Here is a 23,898-nt window from a genome sequence, read left to right as displayed (position 1 = left end):
ATAACATGCCAAAGTGACCGTCAATCCAACTTAAGTTACACCAATGAGTCCCGGCATAAAACAAATGATGCTATTTCGAGGAGCGAAACCGGCTTCCCCGCCATGCAATCCCAAAATGGAAACCCTATCAAACATTTAATGTTAAAAACCTGGATAAAAGGGAACAGTGAACATGGAGTATTTTTTCTGAAATAAATGGATCAAAGGAGTGGGACTGATGAATGAAAAACAATTCGATATCATCCAAAACGGCAAAGGCTTTATTGCTGCCCTGGACCAAAGCGGCGGCAGCACCCCAAAAGCACTGGCAGAGTATGGCGTATCCGAGGATTCCTATTCAACGGAAGATGAGATGTTCAAGCTTGTCCATGACATGCGGACCCGCATCATCACTTCTCCGTCATTCAACAAGGATAAAATCCTCGGCGCCATCCTATTCGAACAGACGATGGATCGGGAGATAGAAGGCAAATACACCGGTGATTACTTATGGGAAGAAAAAGGCATCGTTCCATTCCTGAAAGTCGACAAAGGATTGGCTGAAGAAAAAGACGGCGTCCAGCTCATGAAACCGATCGATGACCTTAACGAAACACTCGGCCGCGCATCCGAACGCCATATTTTCGGAACAAAAATGCGCTCCGTAATCAAAGAGCCTAATATCAGCGGCATCAAAGCCGTCGTCGATCAGCAATTCGAGATCGGCAAAAGCATCATCGCCGCCGGCCTGGTCCCGATCATCGAACCAGAAGTGAATATTCACAGCGAAGATAAAGAAAAATGCGAAGAAATCCTTCGGGATGAAATCTTCCGTCATTTGAACGACCTGACCGAGGAAGAGAACGTCATGCTCAAGCTCACCATCCCCACAAAAGCAAATCTTTACAAAGAGCTTACCGAGCACCCGCGCGTCGTCCGTGTTGTCGTCTTATCCGGCGGCTACTCCCGTGACGAAGCAAATGAAAAGCTGAAGGAGAATGAAGGTTTGATTGCCAGCTTCTCCAGGGCCTTGGCTGCGGATCTGAATGCGGATCAGTCCGAGGAGGAATTCGATGCGGCCTTGAAAGACGCCGTGGATACCATTTATGATGCATCCGTAAATAAGGAATAAATTATAAAAAGGCGAGCTTCTATTGTGAGCTCGCCTTTTTTCTTATACACCGCCCAAAATCTTTGCCTGTTCCCGCACCAGCTCTTGAAAATGACGAAATGGCTCGCTAAACCATAGATCACGGTGATGAACGAAGAATATTCTCCGTTCCAAAGTCGAATCATGCAGCTCTTTATAAGATAGATTCGGCTCCTTTTCTATGAGCCGCTTGGATATTAATGCAACTGATTTCCCAAAAGAGAGCATCTTCGTAATGGTCGACACCGAATCCAGCTCCATTTTCTCCATTTCCATCTCCTTCTCTGCCAGCCAAGTCCGGGAGAAGTGTCCAGTGGAACTGGAAAGATTATGCACCAGCAAAGTCTCCTGATGTAAATCCTCGATTCCCCAATCAGCCTTATCCTTCAAGCGATGTTCTTTACTAAAGGCCAATACCAGCTTATCACTCGTCAATTCCTCATAAGAAAGCTCTTCCTGCTTCTGCTCCGTTTCCATCACCAATCCAAAATCCAGTTCCTGGGCAGCTAATCTGGCTTCTATTTCAGGAGCTGTTTTTACGTCCAATGAAACCTTCACACGAGGATATCGTTCGGTAAGCTGGTGAATCAGATCCGGCATGTAAAGCTGAGCCGGAACACCGCTGGCGCCTAATCGGATAGAACCTGACATCCCTTCTTTGATATCCTTCATCGATCTCTCCATTGCCCGATTTGTTTGGATAAGCCGCTTGGCGTAATGATAAAGCACCTCTCCCCCAGAGGTCAGTCGATAACCGCCGGCATTTGTCCGGAATAATTTCATGCGATATTCCTTTTCCAGTGACCGAATATGAAAGGATACAGTTGGCGCGGTCAATTGCAATCTAGCTGCTGTTTCCGACATCTTCCGCGTTTCTACCAGCGTCACAAAGATGGATAGTTTTTGAAGGTTCATATAATCATCCCCATTTTATCCTCCTAAAGAATATTAGATAAATTCTTTCACTGAGATGATTTTTGCATACTTTTTTTAATTCAACGTTAACAGCGCGTTAATATTCTCCATACATTCACTTCCTATACTAAAAGCAAGGAGAGGATAGCATGCGTATTACATTACAAGGAATCGAGAAACGTTTTGGCTCCGTTCAAGCAGTCGGTCGGACCGATCTGACCATCACCGACCAGTTTGTCACGATCTTGGGGCAGTCCGGCTGCGGCAAGACGACACTTCTGAAAATGCTGGCTGGCTTGACCGATCCGACAGCCGGCGAGCTTCGCTTCGATGATCAAGTCATTTTCTCATCGGAAGCCAGCATCAATATCAAGCCCAGCAAACGCGGCATCGCCATGGTCTTTCAGGATTTCGGGCTTTGGCCGCATATGAGTGTATTTGACAACATCGCATTCGGTCTCCGAGGAAAGCATTCAAAGGCCGAGCGCTGCGAGATTGTCATGGACGCCTTGCAAAAGGTGCAGCTGGAAGACAAGGCGAAACGCAAGCCCGGGGAGCTCTCCGGCGGTCAGCAGCAGCGCGTCGCTTTGGCCAGGGCCATCGCTGTCAATCCTAGACTGATTTTGTTCGATGAAGCACTAAGCGCCTTGGACTCCATCCTGCGGGAACAAATGCGGGAAGAGATCCTTTCCATCATCCAGACGATCCATTCCCAAGCCATCTTTGTGACGCATGATCAAACAGAGGCAATGGCCATGTCGGATTGCATGATCATCATGGAGGCAGGCAAAGTAATTCAGAAAGGACCGCCGGAACAAATCTATCACGCCCCGAATGATGCTTATGTTGCCAATCTGATCGGCCGGGCCAACTGGACAGCAGATAAGGACCTGATTCGTCCCGAAGCAATTCACCTGCAGCCGCATGCAGCGCAGAAAGCCCGCACCGGCATAGTCCGCAAGAGCCTATTTGAAGGTGACAGATACATCATCCATGCCGAAGTGGACGGACAGCTATGGCAATTTTATGATTCCCGTCCGCATGAAGCCCGTTCCATCGTAAAGCTGTACGTGCAAGAAGATGCAGTCCATCCGCTATATAAACAGGAGGTATGACAAATTGAAAAAAACAGTCAGTACAGTAATCACAGGTCTTATCATGTCCACTCTATTTTTGAGCGCTTGCAGCTCCGGCACCGGCGGACAGGCGGATGCTTCCGAAACATCCGAGGATACCATCACTGTCTATACTGCAGGACCAAAAGGACTGGCCGATGAGATGACCGCAAAGTTCGAAGAAGAGACTGGCATCAAGGTGGAGATGTTCCAAGGCACCACCGGCAAAATTCTTTCCAGATTGGAAGCCGAAGCAAACAACCCTGTCGCCGACGTTGTTGTCCTGGCCTCCATCCCGTCCATGGAGGGGTTGAAAGCAGAGGACAAGCTGCAGCCTTATGAATCGGAAAATGACGCCAGCATGAACAAAGACTGGAGCGACCCGGAGCACTATTATCATGGCTACAGCGCATCCGCCCTGGGAGTGGCTTATAACACAGATAACGTGTCGGGGCTCGACGCGGACTGGAAGGAATTCAGCGAGGATGAGTGGAAGGGCCGCGTCACAATGCCAGATCCGACTTCCTCAGGCTCTGCCGTCGATTTCCTCTATGGGCTGACCAGCACGGAAAAAGACGGATGGGACACCATCCAGAGCTTGATGGACAATGATTTGCTGGTGGCCGGGGCAAACAAAGAAAGCTTGGAATCTGTCATTACAGGAAGCAAGGATGTTGTCGTATCTGCGGTGGATTATATGGCTTATAAAGCCAAAGCAGACGGGGAGCCTATCGATATCTATTATCCTGAAAGCGGAACAGTGATCAGTCCGCGCGCCGCCGGGATTCTGAAGGATGCGAAAAACAAAGAAGGCGCCGAAGAATTCATCGATTTCCTCACATCCGATGAAGCACAGGAGCTTGTAGCGAATGCATACTTGCTTCCGGGAAATGAAGATATACCATTGGAAGACCGAGCTGCATTAAGCGAGATTCCTGCACTTCCGGTTTCTTGGGATGGAGCAGAAGAAAAACAAGAGGATACCCTTGACAAATTTACAGAAATGATGCAATGAGTATGGAGGAATGACTTATGTATGTAAGCAAACACCTCCCCTTTTGGACGCTGTTTGCCTTGCTGGGTTTGCTGGCTGCAGCTCCGCTTCTGGCGGTGCTGGGCTATACATTCATCGAGGATGGTTCGTTGTCGTTCACGGCTTTTTCAGAGGCTTTGCAGAATGACCGCATCCTTGCCACCATGGAGCACTCTTTTGTTCTCGGATTGCTTGTCATTCTCGGCACGACGATCATTGCCTTGCCGCTTGCCATCATCCGGACAAAAACACAGTTTGCCAATAAACATTGGCTTGATATCGTCTTTACCATCCCTTTCATGACACCGCCTTATATCGGTTCCATGGGATGGATGCAATTCATGCAGCATAACGGCTACTACGAAAGCTTGTTTTCCGCTGCTGCGCCTGCATCATTCTTCAGTCTCGCCGGGATGGTTTTCATTATGAGCATGCATTTGTATCCATTTCTGTATTTAATGCTGCGCAATACACTCGTCCGGATCAATGGATCCTTCCAGGAAGCTGCCGATATCTACGGACGAAGCCCGGTGATGAATTGGATCCGGATCGTTTTGCCATTGCTGCTATCCACTTACGCCATGGCTTCGCTGCTCATATTCATTAAGACACTGGCAGAGTTCGGGACACCAGCCACCTTCGGTAAACAAATCGGATTCTATGTATTCACTACCGAAATCCATCAATATTTGTCCCGCTGGCCAATCAATATCTCGGCTGCCACTTCTTTGTCCCTGATTTTGCTCAGCGTCTGCATGTTCATCTGGTATTTGCAGAATATCATAAGCCGGAAATATACGTATGGCATACATTCCGGCCGCTCAAGCACTGCTTCCCAAAAGCGGGACAGCCTGCCCGTCCGTGTATTTTCCTGGAGCTTTGTATCCGTCGTGCTGCTGCTTTCCATTGGGGTTCCTTACTTTTCCATCATCGCCACGTCGCTATTGCAAGTGCGCGGTGACGGATTACATTGGGACAATCTGACCTTCTCCCATTATATGGAGCTATTCAGCCTTCACTCGGAAGGGTTTTACGCCTTGATGAATAGTTTAGGCTTTGCCTTTGCAGCTGCCACGATTGCGGCCGTCATTGGATTGTTCACCGCCCTGTCGATCAAGGATGCTTCCCGGAAACCGCAGCAGCTGATGGATTTCACCAGCATGATGCCAAACATCATACCCGGAATCGTGTTTGTCGTCGGGCTCATCTTATTCTGGAACATGCCTTGGCTGCCCGCGACAATCTATAACACGACATGGATGCCGATTATAACCTATATCGTGCTGTTCCTGCCGTATGCTGTACAGTACACCAAAGGTTCGTTGAGTCAGCTGCATCAATCGATCCACTATTCCAACGCAGTCTACGGCACAAGCACCTTCACCGTCTTTGTACGTATATGGCTGCCCTTACTGGCACAAGGAATCCTGGCTGGCTGGATCATGACATTCATCATCTCCATGCGGGAACTAGTCGGGTCGCTGCTGATCCTGCCGCCTTCGGTCTCTACAAGCGCCACTTTCATTTACAGCCAATTCGAGCAAGGCGACGCAGGAGTCGGCATGGCGATGGCGGTCATCACCGTCCTGTTAACCATTTTATTCATCACCATCATGAATTGGTTGCAACGAAAGGCACTGACACATCCATGATCAGCATGCAAATTTTAGGAGGCTTTCAAGAGTACGGAAAGAATTGCTTCCTGATCGAACACCAAGAAACCGGCACACGCATCATGCTCGATTGCGGTGTCCAGAATGGCCAGCCCGAGGTGTATCCCCCCCTTACACCGGAGATTGCCCAATCATTGGACGCCGTCTTCCTCTCACATGTGCATAATGACCATGTCGGAGCGCTGCCACTGCTGGCTGACAAAGGATATGAAGGACCGATTTGGTTAAGTGAAGCAAGCTACGTACAGATTGGTCCGATCCAGCAGCGCTGGAAACAAAAATCCGCTGTCCCTTACCAGGCAGGAGCGGGTGATACATTGCACTTCACCCCCTTCTCGCCCGCTACAAAAGGCCAAAGGATCATAATGACGGACAATCTATCCTTTGAATGGGGGCACAGCGGCCATATGCTGGGGAGTGTTTGGTACATCATCCATCTAGGAGGAACTTCGCTCTTTTATTCAGGGGATATGGTACTGGATTCTGTCACATTCCAAACAGAAACACCCACTCAGTCATCTTTTCAGCTGGCCATCATCGACTCCGGACATGGCGGACAAGTCACATCCTGTCAGGCAAGCGAGCAGGCACTGCTGAAGGCATTGGAAAATCCGGATGGAAGCTACCGGATACCTGTTTCTCCATCGGGGAAGGCATGTGATCTGATCCTGACTGTATACCAACGTTTTCCTGATCGTCGGCTCTTTTTGGATCCCGCTTTGCGGGAGCATTTATCAGATTGCTTATCCTATGCCGCCAACCTGCGCCCTGGCATGAAGGAGCAGCTTACGAACCTGCTGGCTGATGGGCGAATCGCCTGCATAACCAGTGATCAAGCATCCGCATCAGGCATTTATTTTACAAACCGCCGGCTGGAAGGCACGAAGATGATCCCGATTGATTCTCCTGCCCATCCAGAGTTTTTCTATAAAGCACACCCAGACCTGAAAGATGTCGAAAAGCTGCTGGGCGGAATCCAAGCCGAACAACTCGTATTCTTTCACAGCAAACCGAAGGACTTCACAAAACTTATCGCTCACATACCGAAGAAACTTATTCTGAACGGAGGCGTCTATTTATGAAAAAGCTGTCCATCGCTGTTCTTATTGCCCTATTGCTGGTATCCGTATTCCCGGCCATGGCCTTTGCCGAAGAAAGTCCCATCAATCCCGGCTATGAAGTGAAATTCATGCTGGATGTCAGTCAGTTCGCGACTGCAGATGATATCGCCGATGCCTTCCAAGCCAGCCACGACGAGGATTTGAAGGTCTATTATTTCGATACACCCGATCAAATCTTCCGCAAGCTGAATTATGTTCACCGCTTGCGCATCTATGATGGTGACAAGAAAACGAACATCACCTACAAAAAGACTTTCCCGGATCAGACTCCAGCAGATGCCATTGCAGAAGCTGCCGAACATGGCTTCCATGGAGACATGCCAAATTACAAATACGAGATCGATAAGAAGCCAGGCAATGATAGTTTCTCCATCAGCAGGAAAGAAAAGTTTAACCCGGATGATAAACTAAGTTACGATGATGGTATAGACATAGAATATGCTCTTGATTTGTTCCGTGATCAAGCACCTAAAAAATATCGCAGCTGGGATGATCAGGACTGGTACTATGACACCCTGGAACAAGCTGTGCCGTATGGACCAGCCGAGGTTTCTAAGTTCGAAGGGAATTACGAAGACATCGATGCGGATCTGGAGATTTGGCATTACAAAGGAGAAACCATCGCCGAAATTTCAACCAAGACCGATGATGCAGAGGAAGCGGATGATATCCAGGAAAAATGGTCGGAAGCTCTGACAAATGAAGGCTGGCTAAGCAGCAGCCAGCAATCGAAGACGAGTTTTGTGATGGATCGTTGAATGAATGGACATAAAAATGCCAGAAATCCCATAAAGGATTTCTGGCATTTCACTATTCAATCCTTCGACATGATGCCAAGGAAGCGCAGTATGTTCAGGAACAGGTTGATGAAGTCCAGATACAGATTCAGCGCCATCAATGGAATCATTTCCTCCGTGACTCTCTCCCTCGCCATCTGATTGAAGTCATAAAGGATATAAAGGGAAAATACAACCGAACCAATTCCGGAGAAAACAAGCATCGTCATATCACTGTATGGTACAAAGATTCCGATTAAGCCTGTTGCGATCAAGGCGACCAAAGCGACGAACAAGAATCCACCCAGGAAAGAGAAGTCCCTCTTCGATTTAACTCCTGCCAGCGCCATCGCCCCAAAGATGACAAATGTTGTCGTGAAGGCATAAAGCACAATATCAGCGCCGCCGATCGAAGCATAATGCGCTACTGCTGGGTACGTCGTAATACCCGAAATGACAGCAAAGATATAGATGAACGTATAGCTGACCGCCTTTTTCCTTCTAAGCCAGAGAGCTGCAATCAGCATGCCCAATTCCACCACAATCAATGGAAGAATAAGAACAGACGGCACAAAATGACCCGCGTAAATTCCAAGCGTAGCCAGCAGCAGTGTCATCAGGAAAGTCTGTAGCACCTTCTGCATGATTGTTTTTTGATCCGGTATCGCGTACTCCAAAATTCATCGCTCCTACAGTTTCTAAAGATATTATGAGGTTATGTACGCAGCATAGAGATAAAGGTTTCATATTTCCGTGAAAAAACTTATGACACAATCATATCGAAACACGGACTGCTGCCTTTCCCCGCGACCACCAATCAAATTCGCCTATATCCTATTCCACCTTTATTAATTGGAACCAGTTCTTTGAGCCATAAATGATACAAACCAAAAGGAGGACGCCTGCCGCTGCAGTAAGTAACGGGGTAATCATGACACCAAGGATCAAGCAGACCAGCGCGACCAAAAGAAGGAACAATGCCGTCATATTGATTCTCACCTCTACATGGGCATCATCATTCACTTCCAATTCCTTGCTGCCAAAGAACCACTGTTTCGCCTGCAGCTTTACCGAGCCTTCATCCGGGGTTACAGTTGTATTCTCGCTATTGGCAAGTTTGGCAGCACGCTGCCCATCCACAATCAAATCCACCTTGGATAATCCACCCATCATACCTGTATTGCGTTTTACATGTATCGACATATATAAATCCGCCCCTTTCCTATTGTAAAATACCTATCGCTTGAGCCGCTGCCTGCTCTGCCTTCTCCAAGGAATCGACTGCTTCACTGCTTGCTTTTGCATGGTGCAGCGCCATTTGCTGATAATCCCGAATAAGACTACTCAGCGATACATTGATATCAGTGATCCTCGCTTGCACATCGAGCATTTCACGTCCGCTGCCTGAATCGGGATCTCCAGCACGAAAGTCAGCCAGCGACCTCTGAAGATCTGTCAGTTTCTGCTGGACAAGATCCGCCTTCAACTTCATCTCACTCATGACTGCAGCTCCTTCTTCCTATCGGCACGCAGCCGCTCCAATGCGCTCTGCTTCGCTGCCATTTGCATCTGACATGCATCGATTTCAGCAACAAGCATACCCTTCGCCTGCTCCAATGCATCCAACACCCGCTGCACTTCGCCATGAGACACATCCCGAAAACTCGCTGCCAGCTCACCATTACGGAAAGCCTCAAATTCATCCGCAAGCTCCCCCTTCCACGTTTTCGCAGTCAGATCTATATCCTGCCAGTGCTTCCTGCTCTCCTCGTAATCCCCTTGCAAGCTTGAAATCTCCGATATTGCCCGCTCAAGTTCCCTTATCTCCCCTTGCTTCAGGGCAACTTGGGAGCTTAATCCGTTGATTGAAGTTTGCATGCTGCGGATTTGACTATCGATTGAAGTCAATGACATCTTTTATCACACTCCTTGCTTTGAACGCTCCGCTCTATACTGCCCCCTAATACTGTAAAGGATTCCCAGCAAAAAATCTGTAAGACTTCTTCCTTGTTTTACCATAATGCAGCTACGTTCCAATGGTAAAAAGGTTGGATATTTTACAATAGATAGCCGTTTTCCAGATTCACGACATATTGAACCTCTCTGCCAATTTCTCGGTTATATACCATGTTATTAGGTATCTTAATTTCCAGCGGGGATACTCTTCCCCCATTTATTCATAATCGCTGCACAATCTATATAAGTACCTAAAATGTGGACAAATACCTTTACAGTCACACTCCATCCCCCCCAAACCATTTCTATCAAAAACATATAATTGTTTGGCATATGAATCCAACAAAACAGGTAATAGGTCAGCGTTCCAAGCCAAGATATGAGCATATAAAACTATTTCCCTAGGCACAGAGGGAAAATGCTCAAGGAAAAAGGTACTTAATACTCTACAAAATGGAAAAAGGTTTCGTTAGGGTAAAATTAGCAGTTTTATGGAAAGGAGCCCTTTCATGAGCGGGGAAATAAAAATCAACCAAGCCGCAGCTCAAAAAGGCATCCAAGAAATGAGCGATGCCGTGCAAGCATTGCAAAAACAGCTCGGTGAAACGATGGACGGCAATAAAGACATACGTATGAGTGATGCTTACAACGAAATCAAGCAACAATACGAAGACCTTCTCGGACAGTTCATCACGCTGTTTCAAGATAATATAGCAGCTACAGAGGCAGCAGTACAGGAGTTAGTCGAATTGGATCAAGCACTTGGCGATAATATCGCTTTAAAATAAACAAGTGAGGAGAAAGTACGTTGAGAGAGTTCGCGGTAAAGGAGATTCATAAAGGCACAGAAACGACCAAGCTCGATTTAGACACGCTTTCCGAACAACTAACAAACCTCCAGCAAAAAGTCAGAAATCTTTATAGCTTAGATGACGCCTTAAAAGGAGAAACAGGCAAGGCTATCCGATCCTTTTACAACGAAATCCATACCCCCTTCATCACCTTCCTGCTTCAATCCATGGAAGATTATAAAAACAGGCTGGAAAATATGAAAAATGATGTACAATCCTTCGAACCCAGCCATCACGGATACATAAGTGAAAGCTTCCTGGACGATGAACTGCATCCTGGACTCGATCAAGCCAAATCCAAGGTTGCCAGTGTCTCCGAGAGCATCAATTCCGTATTATCCGGCGTGGCGGATATAACATATGTAGCAAAAATCGATTATGCCGACTTTGAAACAAGTATTGAAGATGGCAAACAGCAGATAGATGATGTCATAAATGATCTTGGCGAACTCGATAGCAAACACGCATCCCAGCTGCAAGAAACACAAGCTGATCTGGATACAATGAAAAAGTATCTGTCTGAAATGACTGCCGGATTGAGCAGTGGCGCTATAACAATCAGTGACTTTGATGCTGCATCCCTGCAGGATATGAATGCTTATAATAATGTCATTCAGCAAAGTTATGGAAATGGAAATATTGAGATCACGGAGGATAATATTGAGTATCTTCCTATGGCTGCGATTGCTGCTACAACGAAAAATGCGGAAAAAGGGATGGATGAAGGTGCTCTCGCTATCCTTCAGCATGCGTACAAGAGTCTTCAGCAAGGTGATATAAATAGAAAAGAATATAACGACATTCTGATTACAGCTAGCAAGAAGAACGGATCTGATGAAGAGAAGACCGATACATTTATAGAATACACGAACAAAAACTGGGATAAGATCGGCTTGGATGTTGCTAAGGATGGTGTTGCCAATGCACTTGAACAAAGAGGTATATACTTAGGAAAATCCGCTTTTTCCGATAGCGTAAGATTAGTTAGAGATATTTCATCAGGGGCTGTAGGAGGAGGCACTAGAACTGCTAGAGGTAGAGCCAATAGAATTAACAATAAGTTTACTCTTGGTAGTAAGCTAGCTCACGGCGGCAATGCATTAGGAAGGGCGCTACCTTACTTAAATGCTGGTTATGGTTTTATTGAGGATATGTGGATAAAAAAAGATAAAACTGTTGGTGAAGCCATTACTCATAATGTATCTTCTCTTGCATTTAGTCTAGGAACTGGAGTCGCAGCTCAGGCGTTCACAACAGGAGCATTAACATTTTTAGGAGTTTCTAACCCTGCAGGTTGGGCTGTTCTGGGCACTATGGCAGTAGGTGCGTTAGCAGGACACTTCTTCAATTGGGCCTATGATGAAAACTTTTTGGGCTTACAGGATGGATTAAATTATGTCGGAAATAAAATAGATGAGGGAGTTGATTATGTAGGTGATAAGCTGAATGACTTCGGAACGAGTGTAAGTAATACAGTTAATAAAACAGGAGAAGCTATTAAATCAGGTATAGAATCTCTAAATCCAATAAATTGGGGTTGGAACTAAGAATGAATTCAGAGGTATTTATTATATTAAAGAATTTTAGATATCAGCTTATTAAGATAGAGAATAAGTTTTATATCATTGATAAAGATAAACCATATCTTCTCGTTTATCTTTTACCATTTTTATATTGGGCATTTCCAAAAAAAATTCATCAAATTAGTGAGGAATCTGCAAAACTTCTGCAGACAATACCTAATAAAGATACAAAAAACGCTAAATTAAGTCTCTTTGCCGTTGGAATATCAATGACTCTAGCAAGCTTATTACGACTTATTACAGATTACTTTTCTATTTCAATAACTCATTTTGTCGCTAGTTTAGTTGTTATATTATTTGCCATATTGTTAATTTATTTTAGATTTCTTATAGGTATACAAAATAAAAAATCTATTCATAAGAATTTGGATTTAGATCTAGATAATAATTCTAACTATTTAAATGTATATGTTTTTCCAAACCCTCTTAAAAAATTATTTTCTTTTACTTTAATGATCTTATTTACAATGCTAATAGCTATAGGAGCTATGTTTGCTTTTATTGTTTCTGGAAATATAATTATTTTAGTTACCTACATCGTATTCTTCTTTATGTTGTTATTCTTTAATATATTAACTGTTCCGCATGGAAGAAATACTATTAAGATCATTGTAAAATAATATAAGTTGATTATGAATCTGAGAATCCTAAGACTCATGCATAAATTTTAAGGAGGAAATATGTATGCTACCTATCGGCTCAATAGTCTACTTAAATGAAGGAACAAGTAAACTAATGATTTTAAACCGCGGTCCTATCATAGAACTAGATGGAGAACAAAAAATGTTTGATTACTCTGCCTGTGTTTATCCACAAGGACTGGTGGCAGATAGTGTCCTCTACTTTAATGAAGAAAATATTGATGAAGTTATCTTTGAAGGATTTAAAGATAGTGATGAGGATCGTTTCCATTCCTTGTATAAGCAGTGGCTTGAGGAGAATGATATTAAAAAAGGTGTTGTTAGCGGTCCATTGACATAACACAATAGATAAAGTATCAAGATTACTTCATTATCTTGATACTTTATACTATTCCTTGTTGATTTTATTTACGTATATACTACATTTTTAGCTTTCGAGAATAAAAATATAACGAACTTTAGGTGTTGATATTATGAGGAATACAGACAGAGGGGAAATTAGAAGAGTTAAAGGCAATAATAGGTATAGAATCCTCATCTATAATGATGAATTTTATGTTATAGATATAGGGAATTCAATTTGGAGAAACATATTTCCCTTTCTTTTCTGGCTTCTGCGTAATCCTGGCTATAAGATAGATCGCGATGTTGCTTTGCAACTTACCACCCATCAAAAGATAGATCTTAGCAATAGTTTAAAGTACGGCGCTATAGGTTCTGGGATTGCTACAACGTTCTCAGGGTTTTTACTTCCATTAACTGATTTAGCCACTATAAAAAGCTCTTTATATTTAAATATCATTATAACGTTATTACTAACAGGTATACTAATTTGGACTTTCTTATTCCTAATGAATAAACAAAAACAAAGATTGAAAAGAAATATAGACTTTTCCCACTTACCCACTTTGCAGATAAGAACTAGCAGACCAAAGTTTAGACTTATTATGCGGACAGCTTTCGTATATCTGTTTTCCTTAGCTTTCTCTGTTGTTTGTTTACTGGCATTTATAACAGAAAGTAATCTCTATATACTATTTGTTGGGTTATTACTCTTTTTAATGCTTCTTCTTGCTAATGGAGCAGCATTAGATCATGGCAAATACAAGATTAATATAAAGTCTATTTCTAAGCTCAAATAGATATCGGACAACATCATATAACCCGTTAATATTCGTCAATGAAGTCGGTTAAGAAAATGTTTGACACGTAGATAAGAACCCAGACAAATTTTATCTGGGTTCCTTCGATAATCATTACATCATATTTATTTAGAAAATGTTATTCTTTCAATATTACCAGCTAGCGTCAATTTCGTATCCCTCGGCTTCGTCTCCGCAATAACCTCACCATTCCGTACAGAATACAGAACAGCCGCCTGCTTCCGGATCGCTTCGTATTCATTCTCTGCTTCCAGCACGATCAAGTTGGCAGGCTTTCCTTCTTCGATGCCGTATTTGTCTTCGATGTGCAGCGTTTTTGCGCTATTTGCTGTGATCATATCGATGGAATTAACGATTTGTTCATAGCCCATCAGCTGTGTGACGTGGATGCCCATGTGCAGGACTTGCAGCATGTTGCCTGTTCCCAGCGGATACCATGGATCGAAGATGTCATCATGTCCAAAGCTGACGTTGATTCCAGCTTCTGTCAGCTCCTTCACCCTTGTGATTCCTCTTCGTTTCGGATACGTGTCGAAGCGCCCTTGAAGGTGTATATTGACCAATGGGTTGGCAACCATGTTGATATTGGATAGTTTGAGCAATCGGAAGAGCTTGGAAGTATAGGCATCGTTATAAGAGCCCATGGCCGTCGTATGGCTGGCCGTCACTCGTTCTCCCATGCCGTATCGATATGCCTCGGCTGCCACTACTTCGACAAATCGGGATTGTTCGTCGTCGATTTCATCACAATGGATGTCTACGAGACGGTCATATTTTTCCGCTAATTCAAAGGCTTTCTGTAAGGATTCCACGCCGTACTCACGAGTGAATTCATAATGCGGGATTCCTCCAACGACATCGGCTCCCATGCGGAGTGCTTCTTCAAGCAGCTCTTCCCCGCTTGGATAAGAGAGGATGCCTTCCTGTGGAAAAGCCACAAGCTGCAGGTCCACATAAGCAGCCATCTCCTCCTTCACTTCCAGCAATGCCTTCAATGCTGTCAAATTCGGGTCCGTGACATCCACATGCGTCCGGACATGCTGGATGCCTTGGGCAATCTGCCATTTCAATGCTTGCTTCGCCCTCGTTTTCACATCCTCCAGCGTCAGCAGCTCTTTGCGCTCAGCCCAGCGCTGGATGCCTTCAAATAATGTCCCGCTTTCATTCCAGTTCGGCTCGCCTGCGGTCAGCGTTGTATCCAGGTGAATATGCGGTTCAATAAATGGCGGCAGTACCAGGTTGCCCTGCACATCCATGATTTGCTCGTCACGGTTTGATTCGATCGATGGAGCGATTCTTTCGATTTTTCCTTCTGTGATTTGTATTTGCCAGAGTCCTTCTCTATTTCTTAGCTTCGCATTTGTAATAATCATGATTCTGTCACCTTTTCCACATTGAGATTTAGTTTCGCTTCCGCTGCTTTTGCTGTAATGATTGAAAGAACCACATATACTGCCGCCGCACCAATCAATCCATTCAGCGGCGGTATACCCGGCAGGAACTTCGCTGCGCCGGCCCCGACAGCCCACGCTGCCATCGCATTCCAGTTCACTGCTTTGAATGTCATCGTGTCGAACTCCGGATACTTCCCGCGGCGTACGATGAAATAATCCGCAATCAAAATGGCGCCGATCGGCGGTAATACAGACCCTAGCGCTGTAAGAAAACCTGTAAAATTGTTATACAGCCACATAGCCAAGATTGTGCCGATAATACCATTTACGATAACCACTTTGTTTTTCTTGATTTTAGTAATGTTGGAGATTCCCAGGCTCGCAGCATAGATTGCGTTATCGTTTGTCGTCCAAATATTCAAGCCCAAGACGATAATTGCCGGTATGATAAGCCCTTGCATGAACATCACTTCTGAAATATCCGACTGACCTGTAACGATTGCGCCAATTGCACCGAACGCGAACATAAGGGAATTTCCGATAAGAAATGCGATAACTGTCGTAGAGACCCCCACTTTTGGGCTCTTCGCGAATCGAGTGAAGTCCGGTGTTAACGTTCCCCCGCTGATGAACGAACCGACACCGATTGTCAGTGCTGCCGCTGCACCCAGCACTTCGGTGGGCTTATGCTGCATAAGCATATCCAAGCCGCCAATATCATTCACTGCCCCAAAAGCAGAATATCCACCCAGGACAATTATTGCCGGGACAGCGATAAAGCTTAAAATCGTCAGAGCTTTCATTCCGAAGAAAGCTGTAGCTGTCATCAATAATCCAAAAATAACAATCAATATAGCAGTATCAATTCCGGTCACCTTTTGAACTGGCACAGCGAACATTGCCACTCCGACACCGAACCAGCCGATTTGTGTAGCACTCAACAGGAAAGAAGATACATAAGATCCCTTTTCACCAAATGCATAGCGTGTCAATAAATGCGTGGAGAGGCCAGTTTTCGCTGAGATATAAGCGAGCGCGCCTGTGTATATACCTAAAATTAAATTTCCTGCCAGTACAATCCAGATGAATTGCGTCATGGATAATCCTAGTCCCAACGTTCCTCCCGCTATCATACTCGCGGAAAAGAAGGTAAACCCAAGCATTACCATGAGCATCCTCCAAAAACCGTTTCGATGCGATTTAGGTACTTCCCTTAAAGAAAAATCATGATCTATCTTTTCCATTGTGATTCCTCCTGTTTTAGTCAGACTAAAACTGGTACCGAGGAAAAAAGAAAAGAGGCTTCCTGCCATCACTGACAGGAAGCCTCTTTGAACATGGGGATATAAGGGTATAGCTATCCCATTACTCCGCATAGTTTCCGAATGTCCTTGTCAGCCTCACGGGACTGAATTAAAGGTACCAGTATTCAAATTAAAGTTATTATTACAGTAATTAAGGGTAATGTCAACTCTAGTAACGCTGGTTTTATAATTTATCCACCAGAAAGACCGGCAGCTGCTGCATGAAGAAGATCAGGAAAGATAGGCATATAAACCAGCAATATTCACTCACAGAAAATCCAATTATTCCCACCATGAAAAGCGACAAAAAATGGTAAAATCGAACAATAAATAACTTTTTTGAAGGAGTTTCGCGCTATGGGAGAGAATATCTTTAATCATACTGATATTGTGGATCGATTGGACAACTGGTCTATCAATATTCGATTAGATAAAAGAGATACTGCTGCAAGTATCCATCAGGATATAAAGAACATGATCGCCGATTACGATATCAGTACGCTTATCACCTATTTCTTGCTGGAAAGCCGCTTCTATTTAATGAATAAAGATCCTGTCCATGCTGCCATGTCCCTTGCTGACGCCAAAAAATACACTGACCACTTCCATGATATTCATCTCCACCACCTGCATATAGCAGAAGGTATCATCTTCTACGATGAAAATCGTTTCCAGGAAGCACTGAACTGCTTCGAGAAAGCCGAAAGATATTTAGATCAATTAGAAGATCCGGCAGAGATAGGCGAATTTCACCTCCGCAAGGCAATGACGTATTTTTATCTCGACATTACATCGTTATCTGTGCTTCATGGAGAGAGAGCAGCAGAGGCCTTTAGACCCCATAAGACATTAGAGTTTTTACTCGCCCGTACAGAAATGATGCAAGGGCTCAATTTTGCGGATTTACACAAATATGATCGTGCAGAAGCATGTCTCCAAAGAGCCTTGACATCATTCAAGAGACTTGAAAATCATAATTTCATCACTTCATCGAACCTCAACCTTGGCGTCCTGTATGTCAAACGCAATCTTCCAGCTGTGGCAATTCATTATCTTGAAGAAGCACTGAAAGGAAATCAAGAACGCATCCATTTAAAAATCTTATATCTGCTGGCTGATTGCTATTGGAAGACCAATCAAACTTCCAAAGCACTGAAAACGTACACAGAAGGTTTCAGCATAAGCACCAAAAAGGATGATACAGCGAAAAAGTGGGAATTTGCCATGCTACACAAGAAATATGAAGATAAATTGAATTTTGAAAGCGTATGGCAAGAAGGCATAGATTATTTTACAAAAATTAACGATAATTACAATGTAAGGAGGTTTTCAAAGGAGTTGGCAGAATATTATACTGAAAGTAATCAGTACGAACTTGCTTCCAGATACTATGCCTTGGCTCTACTATAATAGGGAGGGTTTTATATGAAAAAGCTAGTTCTCTCATTTCTGTTTATCGGCACAATCATACTGAGCGGTTTAGCAGGCTTTTCTGACCAGAATCAAAATGAAAATGCAGTTAAAGAAGGAGATCTTGGCAGCGCAGTATTTTCTTTAAATATCCTCAACTAGATAACGGAAAGAAGCTCATCGTTGATGGTGAGCTTCTTCTTTTTTCTTCAGATAATCGCAATCAATCCTGAATTTATCAATGATGCTCTGCTGTTGTCCCCTTTCCATTCCTTTAAGACAGACTTCCCGCACCTCAGGAAGGATATTTTTTTTGCCGTGCAGCACTTAATGTTATTGAATTCCCCGCCGCCTATTGCTATATTAATTTATACATATGCAATCGATGATGTGATCAAGTAAATAAGGATCGTGAAACAGAAAATATAGCCTTGGCTGAGAGCTATATCACCTCTTCTTATTGAACCCTGCCACGGAGATGTTAGGCAAACCTAACCGGGTCGTTCCGTTACAGACGCTGCGAGGGCTTAATGCATGATTAAGCCGAATGAAGGTGGTACCACGTCTATCAAGCATAAAGACGTCCTTTTCGGACGCTTTATGCTTTTTTATATTACTTAGGAGGAAACAACGATGTCCGAGAATACAAATGATTTTACCAAGTGGTATATCGATACCATTCAAAAAGCCGATTTGGTCGATTATACGCCAGTCCGCGGGAGTATTGCATTCAAGCCCGACGGCTATGAAATTTGGGAGCATATCCAGGAAGCGATGGATAAGCGTTTCAAGGAAACCGGACACCGCAATGCCTACTTCCCTATGCTGATTCCGGAATCTTTCTTCCAGAAGGAAAAGGATCATATCGAAGGCTTCTCACCGGAGCTTCCTTGGGTGACAGAGGCTGCCGGGGAGAAGCTGGAGGAACGGTTAGCGCTGCGTCCGACATCCGAGACGATGATTGGTCATTTATATTCCAATTGGATCAAGAGCTATCGGGATCTGCCGGTGTTGATCAATCAATGGGCGAATGTCTTCCGCTGGGAAAAGAAAACTCTCCCATTCATCCGTACTTCTGAATTCCTATGGCAGGAAGGTCACACCGCTCATGTGGATGAAGAAGATGCGCGCAAGGAAACGATGCAAATGCTGAACATATACAAGGAAGTCGTGGAGGATTTGCTTGCGATTCCAGTTTATGATGGGCAAAAGACACCATCCGAACGCTTTGCCGGTGCGGTCGATACATTCTCGATCGAAGCGATGATGAAGGATGGAAAAGCTGTTCAAGCAGGGACTTCCCACTACTTGGGTACCAAGTTCGCTGAAGCGTTCGATATCAAATATCTGAACAAAGAAAATAAACACACGCATGTGCATACTACATCATGGGGTACATCCACACGGCTCATCGGTTCGATGATCATGGTTCATGGCGATGAACAAGGACTTGTTTTACCGCCGAAAGTGGCACCGACACAAGTCGTTTTGATTCCTGTTGGTCCATGGAAGAAAAACCCTGCCATCATCGAGAAATTGGATGAGATCTTCGCAGCCCTGAAAGCCCAAGGCATCCGTGTTCGTCTCGATGATTCCGATCAATCACCAGGCTTCAAATTCAATGAATGGGAGCTAAAAGGTGTGCCAGTACGCATGGAGCTTGGCCCGCGTGATTTGGATAATGATCAAGCGCTTATGAAAGCCCGTGATGCAGAAGAAAAAGTATCGGTTCCTCTGGAAGGCATTGTCGAAGCGATCCAAAAAGAGCTGGAAACCATGCAAACCCGCCTGTTCGAAAAAGCCAAAGCTTTCCGCGCAGAGCACTCCCATACACATATCGATACAATGGAACAGCTGAAACAGCATCTGACCGAGTCTGAACAAAACGGTCAAATTCCTGGCTGGATCCTGGCAGGCTGGTGCGGCGATGACGCTTGTGAAGATAAAGTAAAAGAAGAAACGAAATTCACAACCCGAAATATCCCATTCAACCCGCCAGCTGAAAAGCACACTTGCCTGCATTGCGGCAAAGAAGCAAAACATACCGTTTGGTTTGCTCGCGCTTATTGATTGAATACCAAAAGGATCGATCTTAACCAGGTCGATCCTTTTCTTTGTATCCTATGATAGCTGCTTGGATTTAACCGCCTTCATCGTCGCTGCAATGTTTCTTGCCGCTCTTTCCATATAATCTGCAGCATGTTCCAATGCATCCGGCAGTGTCACCACACCCGGAACGATCGTGAAAAGCGCATCAATTCCGTGCTCATGCACAACATCAGCATCTTCCGACAATGTCCCCGCAAGCCCGATTACAGGAACACCATATTTTTTAGCTGCTTTCGCTACGCCGATCGGGGTTTTGCCGTAAATCGTCTGACTATCGATCCGCCCCTCCCCCGTGATGACAAGATCGGCATCCTTGACTGCTTCATCGAAGTTCACCGCATCCAGGACAATATCGATTCCCCTTTTCAGCTTTGCATCCAGAAAAGCCAGCAGACTCGCTCCAAGTCCACCTGCTGCCCCTACGCCCTCTATCTCCCGGAAGGAGCTCCCAAGCGCTTGCTCTGCAACATCGGCAAAGTGGGACAGATTCTTATCCAGCTGCTCCACCATCTCCGGCGTGGCGCCCTTTTGGGGACCGAAAATCGCCGAAGCCCCCCTTGGTCCCGTCAAAGGATTATCCACGTCACAGGCCACTTCGATCAGGACATCCTTCAATCTGTCATCCAGACCAGCCAAGTCTATGGCAGCAAGCTGGGAGAGTGCACCGCCGCCGTCACCGATTTCTCTTCCAGCTTCGTCAAGCAGCCTTCCCCCCAGGGCCTGAATCATTCCGGCCCCGCCATCATTTGTCGCACTGCCCCCAAGTCCGATGATAATATGATGCACGCCCATATCAAGAGCAGCGGCCATCAATTCCCCGGTTCCTCTGGTAGATGTCAACAGCGGATTCCTGTCAGCCGCAGGCACAAGATGCAGCCCTGATGCTGCCGCCATCTCTATGACAGCTGTTCCCCCATCCCCCATCAAGCCAAAGAATGCTTTGACCGGCTTACCCAAGGGACCCGTTACAAATCGTTCTTCGATTTTACCGCTCGTTGCATCCACAAGTGACTGAACGGTTCCTTCCCCTCCGTCCGCCATTGGCATTTTCTTATACACAGCATCCGGAAAGACCGATCGAAAGCCTCGCTCCATTGCATCAGCAGCCTCCAGAGCCGATAAACTTTCTTTATAAGAGTCAGGGGCGAATACAATTTTCATGGTAATCCATCCTCTCCATTAGCGTTAACTCCCTTAACCAAAGAACTTAAAGATCCCGAATATAAGCGTTGAAATGATCGCGAGTGTCAGCCCGACCAAGGATTCGTATGGCATCAGCTTCAGGCGCTCCTTGATGGCCATATGGACACTTCCTGCTGTCGCATGGAAAAAGCTCCCGTGCGGCAAGTGATCCAGTACCGTTGCACCTGCATGAATCATGGCAGCTCCAGCCAAAGCAGACACACCCAAATCCAAAATGGTGCCGCTGAAGACGCTGCTTGCCACTGCCGTACCAGCCGTTGAGGAAGCAGTTGCCGCGGACATGAAGATACCCGAAACAGGCGCCAATACAAAAGCCGGCAGCCCAGTGGCATTCAACGCATCAATCAGGACATCCTTCAATGCAGAGTTGGCAATGATCCCCGCCAGCGTTCCAGTCCCCAGCAGCATGATGGCCACTCCGGACATTTTACTCAAACCAGAAATCGCATATTCATTGATCTTCCTGGTCTTTTTCATTGCAATGGCACCAATGATACCCCCAACCGGCAGCGCAACCATCGGATCGATATCGATATCGAATAAAGGACGCAAGGAGAGCAGGATGATGGTGATGAGCGGTGCAATCAATGCGGTGATAAATAAAGGCAGCTTTGTACTATCTGTCATTTCAACATCCTGGCTTGCCACCGCAGTACCTTTTTCGACGAGCCGCTTTGCCAAAAGATACGTAACAGCCACACCGAAAATAGCTGGGATGATTCCTGCAGCCATGACCGATGTAAGCGGGATACCGAATGCATCAGAAGCAGCGATCGCATTCGGGTTGGGCGACATGATATTCCCCGCCTTGCCTCCGCCGATCATCGCCAAAAGAATGGCCGTTTTGGATAGATTAGCTCGCTTGGCAATCGCTAAAGCGATTGGGGAGACGGTGATGACAGCCACGTCCACGAACACCCCGACCGTTGTCAGGATCATCGTAGCAATGGATAATGCCAGCAATGCACGTGTTTCCCCGATTTTTTTGACAATCGTTTCCGCAATCGAGGAAGCAGCCCCCGATTCGATCAGGACACCTGCCAGGATACCCGCAGCCAAAATCCGCAGCACCGCCGGAATGATATCCTGTGCCCCTTCCATCATCAAGGCGACTGTATCCGTGATATTCACACCGCCGATCAAGCCGCCGATCAAAGCTCCGGCAACCATCCCATATGCGGGCGGCACTTTTTTCAAGATAAGTACAATAGCTATGATCAAGGAACATATCGCTCCTAAAGCGCTTACAGTAACGTCCATGCTGTCCCCTCCACACAATGTGTAATCGTTATACACCAATTGTAAGCGTTTTCTAAGATGGATTCATCGTGAAAGAGAATGAAAAAGTCCCGGAAAACCTCCACTTCGGTTGTGCATTTGCACAATCAGCTCAAATCACGCTGCAGCTTCGCCATATACAGCTCCATCAAATCCTTAGCATCCCGCGGATCCTTTCCAGTCAGCTCAGCGATCTTATCAAGACGGTACCTCAGCGTATTCCGGTGAATAAACAAGCTTTCTGCAATCTTGTTCAATTCCCCGCCCTCTCTTATATAAGCTTCCAATGTATCGATCAGCTCCCCCTTCCTGCCTTGATCCAGCAGATTATCATAGTAAGAAAAGGCACTCTTATCCTCTTCCCGGATCACTTTCGACAGCATGATCTCCAATTGATACTTTTCATATGGGAAGCAGTTCCTATCCGGATCAAGCTTACTCCCGACCATGATGGCATTTTTAGCCTGGGAGAAGGAGGCTTTTAATTGGTTTAGCTGATTCGCCACCCTGCCGATTCCCATTCGTACATTTTCAGAAGATATCTTTTGCAGCCGTTCCAAAAAATGATTCAATCCCCATTTCGATCCTGCCGCCTTCAGAACCACTATTTCCTCGTTATAACTGACTCCGATTAAATCGTTTCTGCCAATCTCATATTGGACCGCCCCAATCAGCCCTTGCGTGGTAATTTGGGCATCATCCATTTTTTCCATCACGATAGCAAATCTCGGACATCCTACATCCATCCCCAGGAATCCAGCCCGCTGCTTGATTGATTCCTCATTCAAGTCCCCTTCTGCGATAAGCTGATTGACAATCTCACTTTGAAGTCGCTGCTTCCATTGCACCCGCTCCAATAAAAACGATTGCTCCAGCACTAATTCTGCCGCCATTTTCACCAGCCGGGCATAATTCCGGATCTGCTCTGGTTCCCCTGTGATACCTATCACGCCGACGACTTGATCGTTAAAAAGTATCGGTAAATTAATACCTGGCCTTGCCCCTTTCATTTCCGCGGCACTGGCATCATCTATTTCCATGCTTTCTCCTTTTTCCAGTACTAGCAGCGCGCCGGTATGGAGCTGGTCGATCCTGTCCCTTTCCCCGGAGCCTATGATCACCCCTTCTTCATTCATGACATTTATATTTTGATTCAATATCTTCATCGTACGTCCGACAATTTCCTGAGCCAGTTCATACGTCAAGAATTGCATATTTTTTACCCGCCTTCCCGCTCATTTCAT

General features: G+C 45.4%; 24 protein-coding genes and 1 other annotated feature. Of the genes, 14 read left to right on the top strand and 10 right to left on the bottom strand.

The genetic code is table 11. The features are described from left to right. Positions 1-217 precede the first annotated feature (217 nt). The gene (locus MHI54_RS10235; protein WP_095216195.1) at positions 218-1,111 is read left to right on the top strand and encodes a fructose bisphosphate aldolase; all 894 of its coding nucleotides are present in this window, start codon (positions 218-220) and stop codon (positions 1,109-1,111) included. A gap of 42 nt (positions 1,112-1,153) precedes the next feature. Here the strand turns inward: MHI54_RS10235 and MHI54_RS10230 are convergent, their stop codons facing one another. Then, the gene (locus tag MHI54_RS10230) at positions 1,154-2,044 is read right to left on the bottom strand and encodes a LysR family transcriptional regulator (protein ID WP_095216194.1); all 891 of its coding nucleotides are present in this window, start codon (positions 2,042-2,044) and stop codon (positions 1,154-1,156) included. A 149-nt stretch (positions 2,045-2,193) separates the two neighbouring features. On the opposite strand from MHI54_RS10230, the gene MHI54_RS10225 reads away from it, so the two are divergent. From MHI54_RS10225 to MHI54_RS10205, 5 genes are read left to right on the top strand one after another with little or no spacing between them, the layout of a single operon-like run. Continuing rightward, positions 2,194-3,159 (top strand): ABC transporter ATP-binding protein, encoded by a 966-nt coding sequence (locus tag MHI54_RS10225; protein WP_095216193.1) that lies wholly within the window; start codon positions 2,194-2,196, stop codon positions 3,157-3,159. Positions 3,160-3,163: 4 nt separating this feature from the next. Continuing rightward, complete coding sequence (locus MHI54_RS10220) at positions 3,164-4,174, top strand: ABC transporter substrate-binding protein (RefSeq protein ID WP_233135044.1); 1,011 nt, start codon at positions 3,164-3,166, stop codon at positions 4,172-4,174. Positions 4,175-4,191: 17 nt separating this feature from the next. Then, positions 4,192-5,844: an iron ABC transporter permease gene (locus MHI54_RS10215; protein WP_095216192.1), complete on the top strand. Its 1,653-nt coding sequence runs from the start codon at positions 4,192-4,194 to the stop codon at positions 5,842-5,844. Beyond that, complete coding sequence (locus MHI54_RS10210) at positions 5,841-6,947, top strand: MBL fold metallo-hydrolase (RefSeq protein WP_095216191.1); 1,107 nt, start codon at positions 5,841-5,843, stop codon at positions 6,945-6,947. Before MHI54_RS10215 ends, MHI54_RS10210 begins: the two co-directional genes overlap by 4 nt. Continuing rightward, a complete protein-coding gene (locus MHI54_RS10205; RefSeq protein ID WP_095216190.1) occupies positions 6,944-7,744 on the top strand; it encodes a CYTH domain-containing protein in 801 nt (266 codons plus the stop codon). The genes MHI54_RS10210 and MHI54_RS10205 overlap by 4 nt, the downstream gene beginning before the upstream one ends. 56 nt (positions 7,745-7,800) lie before the next feature. On the opposite strand, the gene MHI54_RS10200 is transcribed toward MHI54_RS10205, so the two are convergent. From MHI54_RS10200 to MHI54_RS10185, 4 genes are all read right to left on the bottom strand, one after another. After that, positions 7,801-8,439, bottom strand: coding sequence for a Bax inhibitor-1/YccA family protein (locus tag MHI54_RS10200; protein WP_233135043.1), 639 nt, complete (start codon positions 8,437-8,439; stop codon positions 7,801-7,803). Positions 8,440-8,596: 157 nt separating this feature from the next. Continuing rightward, positions 8,597-8,965 carry a hypothetical protein gene (locus MHI54_RS10195; protein ID WP_095216189.1) on the bottom strand — a complete coding sequence of 123 codons (369 nt, stop codon included), beginning with the start codon at positions 8,963-8,965 and terminating at the stop codon, positions 8,597-8,599. A 19-nt stretch (positions 8,966-8,984) separates the two neighbouring features. After that, positions 8,985-9,263, bottom strand: a complete 279-nt coding sequence (locus MHI54_RS10190) for a DUF5344 family protein (RefSeq protein WP_095216188.1) — start codon at positions 9,261-9,263, stop codon at positions 8,985-8,987. After that, complete coding sequence (locus MHI54_RS10185; protein ID WP_095216187.1) at positions 9,260-9,676, bottom strand: DUF5082 family protein; 417 nt, start codon at positions 9,674-9,676, stop codon at positions 9,260-9,262. The genes MHI54_RS10190 and MHI54_RS10185 overlap by 4 nt, the downstream gene beginning before the upstream one ends. A 551-nt stretch (positions 9,677-10,227) precedes the next feature. Between MHI54_RS10185 and MHI54_RS10180 the strand changes: the two genes are divergently transcribed. The 5 genes from MHI54_RS10180 to MHI54_RS10160 all read left to right on the top strand — a co-directional run bounded on the left by MHI54_RS10180 (position 10,228) and on the right by MHI54_RS10160 (position 13,935). After that, positions 10,228-10,506 carry a YwqI/YxiC family protein gene (locus tag MHI54_RS10180; protein WP_095216185.1) on the top strand — a complete coding sequence of 93 codons (279 nt, stop codon included), beginning with the start codon at positions 10,228-10,230 and terminating at the stop codon, positions 10,504-10,506. Between the two features lie 20 nt (positions 10,507-10,526). Beyond that, complete coding sequence (locus MHI54_RS10175; protein ID WP_340081418.1) at positions 10,527-12,116, top strand: LXG domain-containing protein; 1,590 nt, start codon at positions 10,527-10,529, stop codon at positions 12,114-12,116. A 2-nt stretch (positions 12,117-12,118) separates the two neighbouring features. Beyond that, entirely contained in the window at positions 12,119-12,772 is a 654-nt protein-coding gene (locus MHI54_RS10170; protein WP_095216183.1) for a DUF443 family protein, read from the top strand. Between the two features lie 64 nt (positions 12,773-12,836). Further along, positions 12,837-13,133: a DUF4176 domain-containing protein gene (locus MHI54_RS10165; RefSeq protein WP_095216182.1), complete on the top strand. Its 297-nt coding sequence runs from the start codon at positions 12,837-12,839 to the stop codon at positions 13,131-13,133. Positions 13,134-13,266: 133 nt separating this feature from the next. After that, on the top strand, positions 13,267-13,935 hold the full coding sequence (locus MHI54_RS10160) for a DUF443 family protein (RefSeq protein WP_095216181.1): 669 nt from the start codon (positions 13,267-13,269) through the stop codon (positions 13,933-13,935). A gap of 125 nt (positions 13,936-14,060) precedes the next feature. On the opposite strand, the gene MHI54_RS10155 is transcribed toward MHI54_RS10160, so the two are convergent. Further along, entirely contained in the window at positions 14,061-15,329 is a 1,269-nt protein-coding gene (locus MHI54_RS10155; RefSeq protein WP_340081417.1) for a cytosine deaminase, read from the bottom strand. Continuing rightward, positions 15,326-16,594 (bottom strand): cytosine permease, encoded by a 1,269-nt coding sequence (gene codB, locus MHI54_RS10150; RefSeq protein ID WP_340081416.1) that lies wholly within the window; start codon positions 16,592-16,594, stop codon positions 15,326-15,328. The genes MHI54_RS10155 and codB overlap by 4 nt, the downstream gene beginning before the upstream one ends. Before the next feature lie 417 nt (positions 16,595-17,011). On the opposite strand from codB, the gene MHI54_RS10145 reads away from it, so the two are divergent. The 3 genes from MHI54_RS10145 (at position 17,012) to proS (ending at position 20,134) form a co-directional block, all read left to right on the top strand. Continuing rightward, a complete protein-coding gene (locus MHI54_RS10145) occupies positions 17,012-18,064 on the top strand; it encodes a tetratricopeptide repeat protein (protein ID WP_095216178.1) in 1,053 nt (350 codons plus the stop codon). Between the two features lie 15 nt (positions 18,065-18,079). Further along, the gene (locus MHI54_RS10140) at positions 18,080-18,226 is read left to right on the top strand and encodes a hypothetical protein (protein ID WP_158221545.1); all 147 of its coding nucleotides are present in this window, start codon (positions 18,080-18,082) and stop codon (positions 18,224-18,226) included. A gap of 214 nt (positions 18,227-18,440) precedes the next feature. Continuing rightward, positions 18,441-18,655 (top strand) — a binding site (T-box leader). Positions 18,656-18,697: 42 nt separating this feature from the next. Then, a complete protein-coding gene (proS, locus tag MHI54_RS10135; protein ID WP_340081415.1) occupies positions 18,698-20,134 on the top strand; it encodes a proline--tRNA ligase in 1,437 nt (478 codons plus the stop codon). A gap of 51 nt (positions 20,135-20,185) precedes the next feature. Here proS and MHI54_RS10130 read toward each other — a convergent pair whose 3' ends face one another. The 3 genes from MHI54_RS10130 to MHI54_RS10120 form a co-directional block, all read right to left on the bottom strand. Beyond that, complete coding sequence (locus MHI54_RS10130; RefSeq protein WP_340081414.1) at positions 20,186-21,334, bottom strand: glycerate kinase; 1,149 nt, start codon at positions 21,332-21,334, stop codon at positions 20,186-20,188. A gap of 33 nt (positions 21,335-21,367) precedes the next feature. Next, complete coding sequence (locus MHI54_RS10125) at positions 21,368-22,636, bottom strand: SLC13 family permease (RefSeq protein ID WP_340081413.1); 1,269 nt, start codon at positions 22,634-22,636, stop codon at positions 21,368-21,370. A 125-nt stretch (positions 22,637-22,761) separates the two neighbouring features. Further along, positions 22,762-23,868, bottom strand: coding sequence for a sugar diacid recognition domain-containing protein (locus MHI54_RS10120; RefSeq protein ID WP_340081412.1), 1,107 nt, complete (start codon positions 23,866-23,868; stop codon positions 22,762-22,764). Positions 23,869-23,898: the final 30 nt, after the last annotated feature.

The sequence above is a fragment of the Terribacillus sp. FSL K6-0262 genome (assembly GCF_037977385.1).
GTDB lineage: Bacteria > Bacillota > Bacilli > Bacillales > Amphibacillaceae > Terribacillus.
This window is presented reverse-complemented; position numbering and strand designations above follow the sequence as displayed.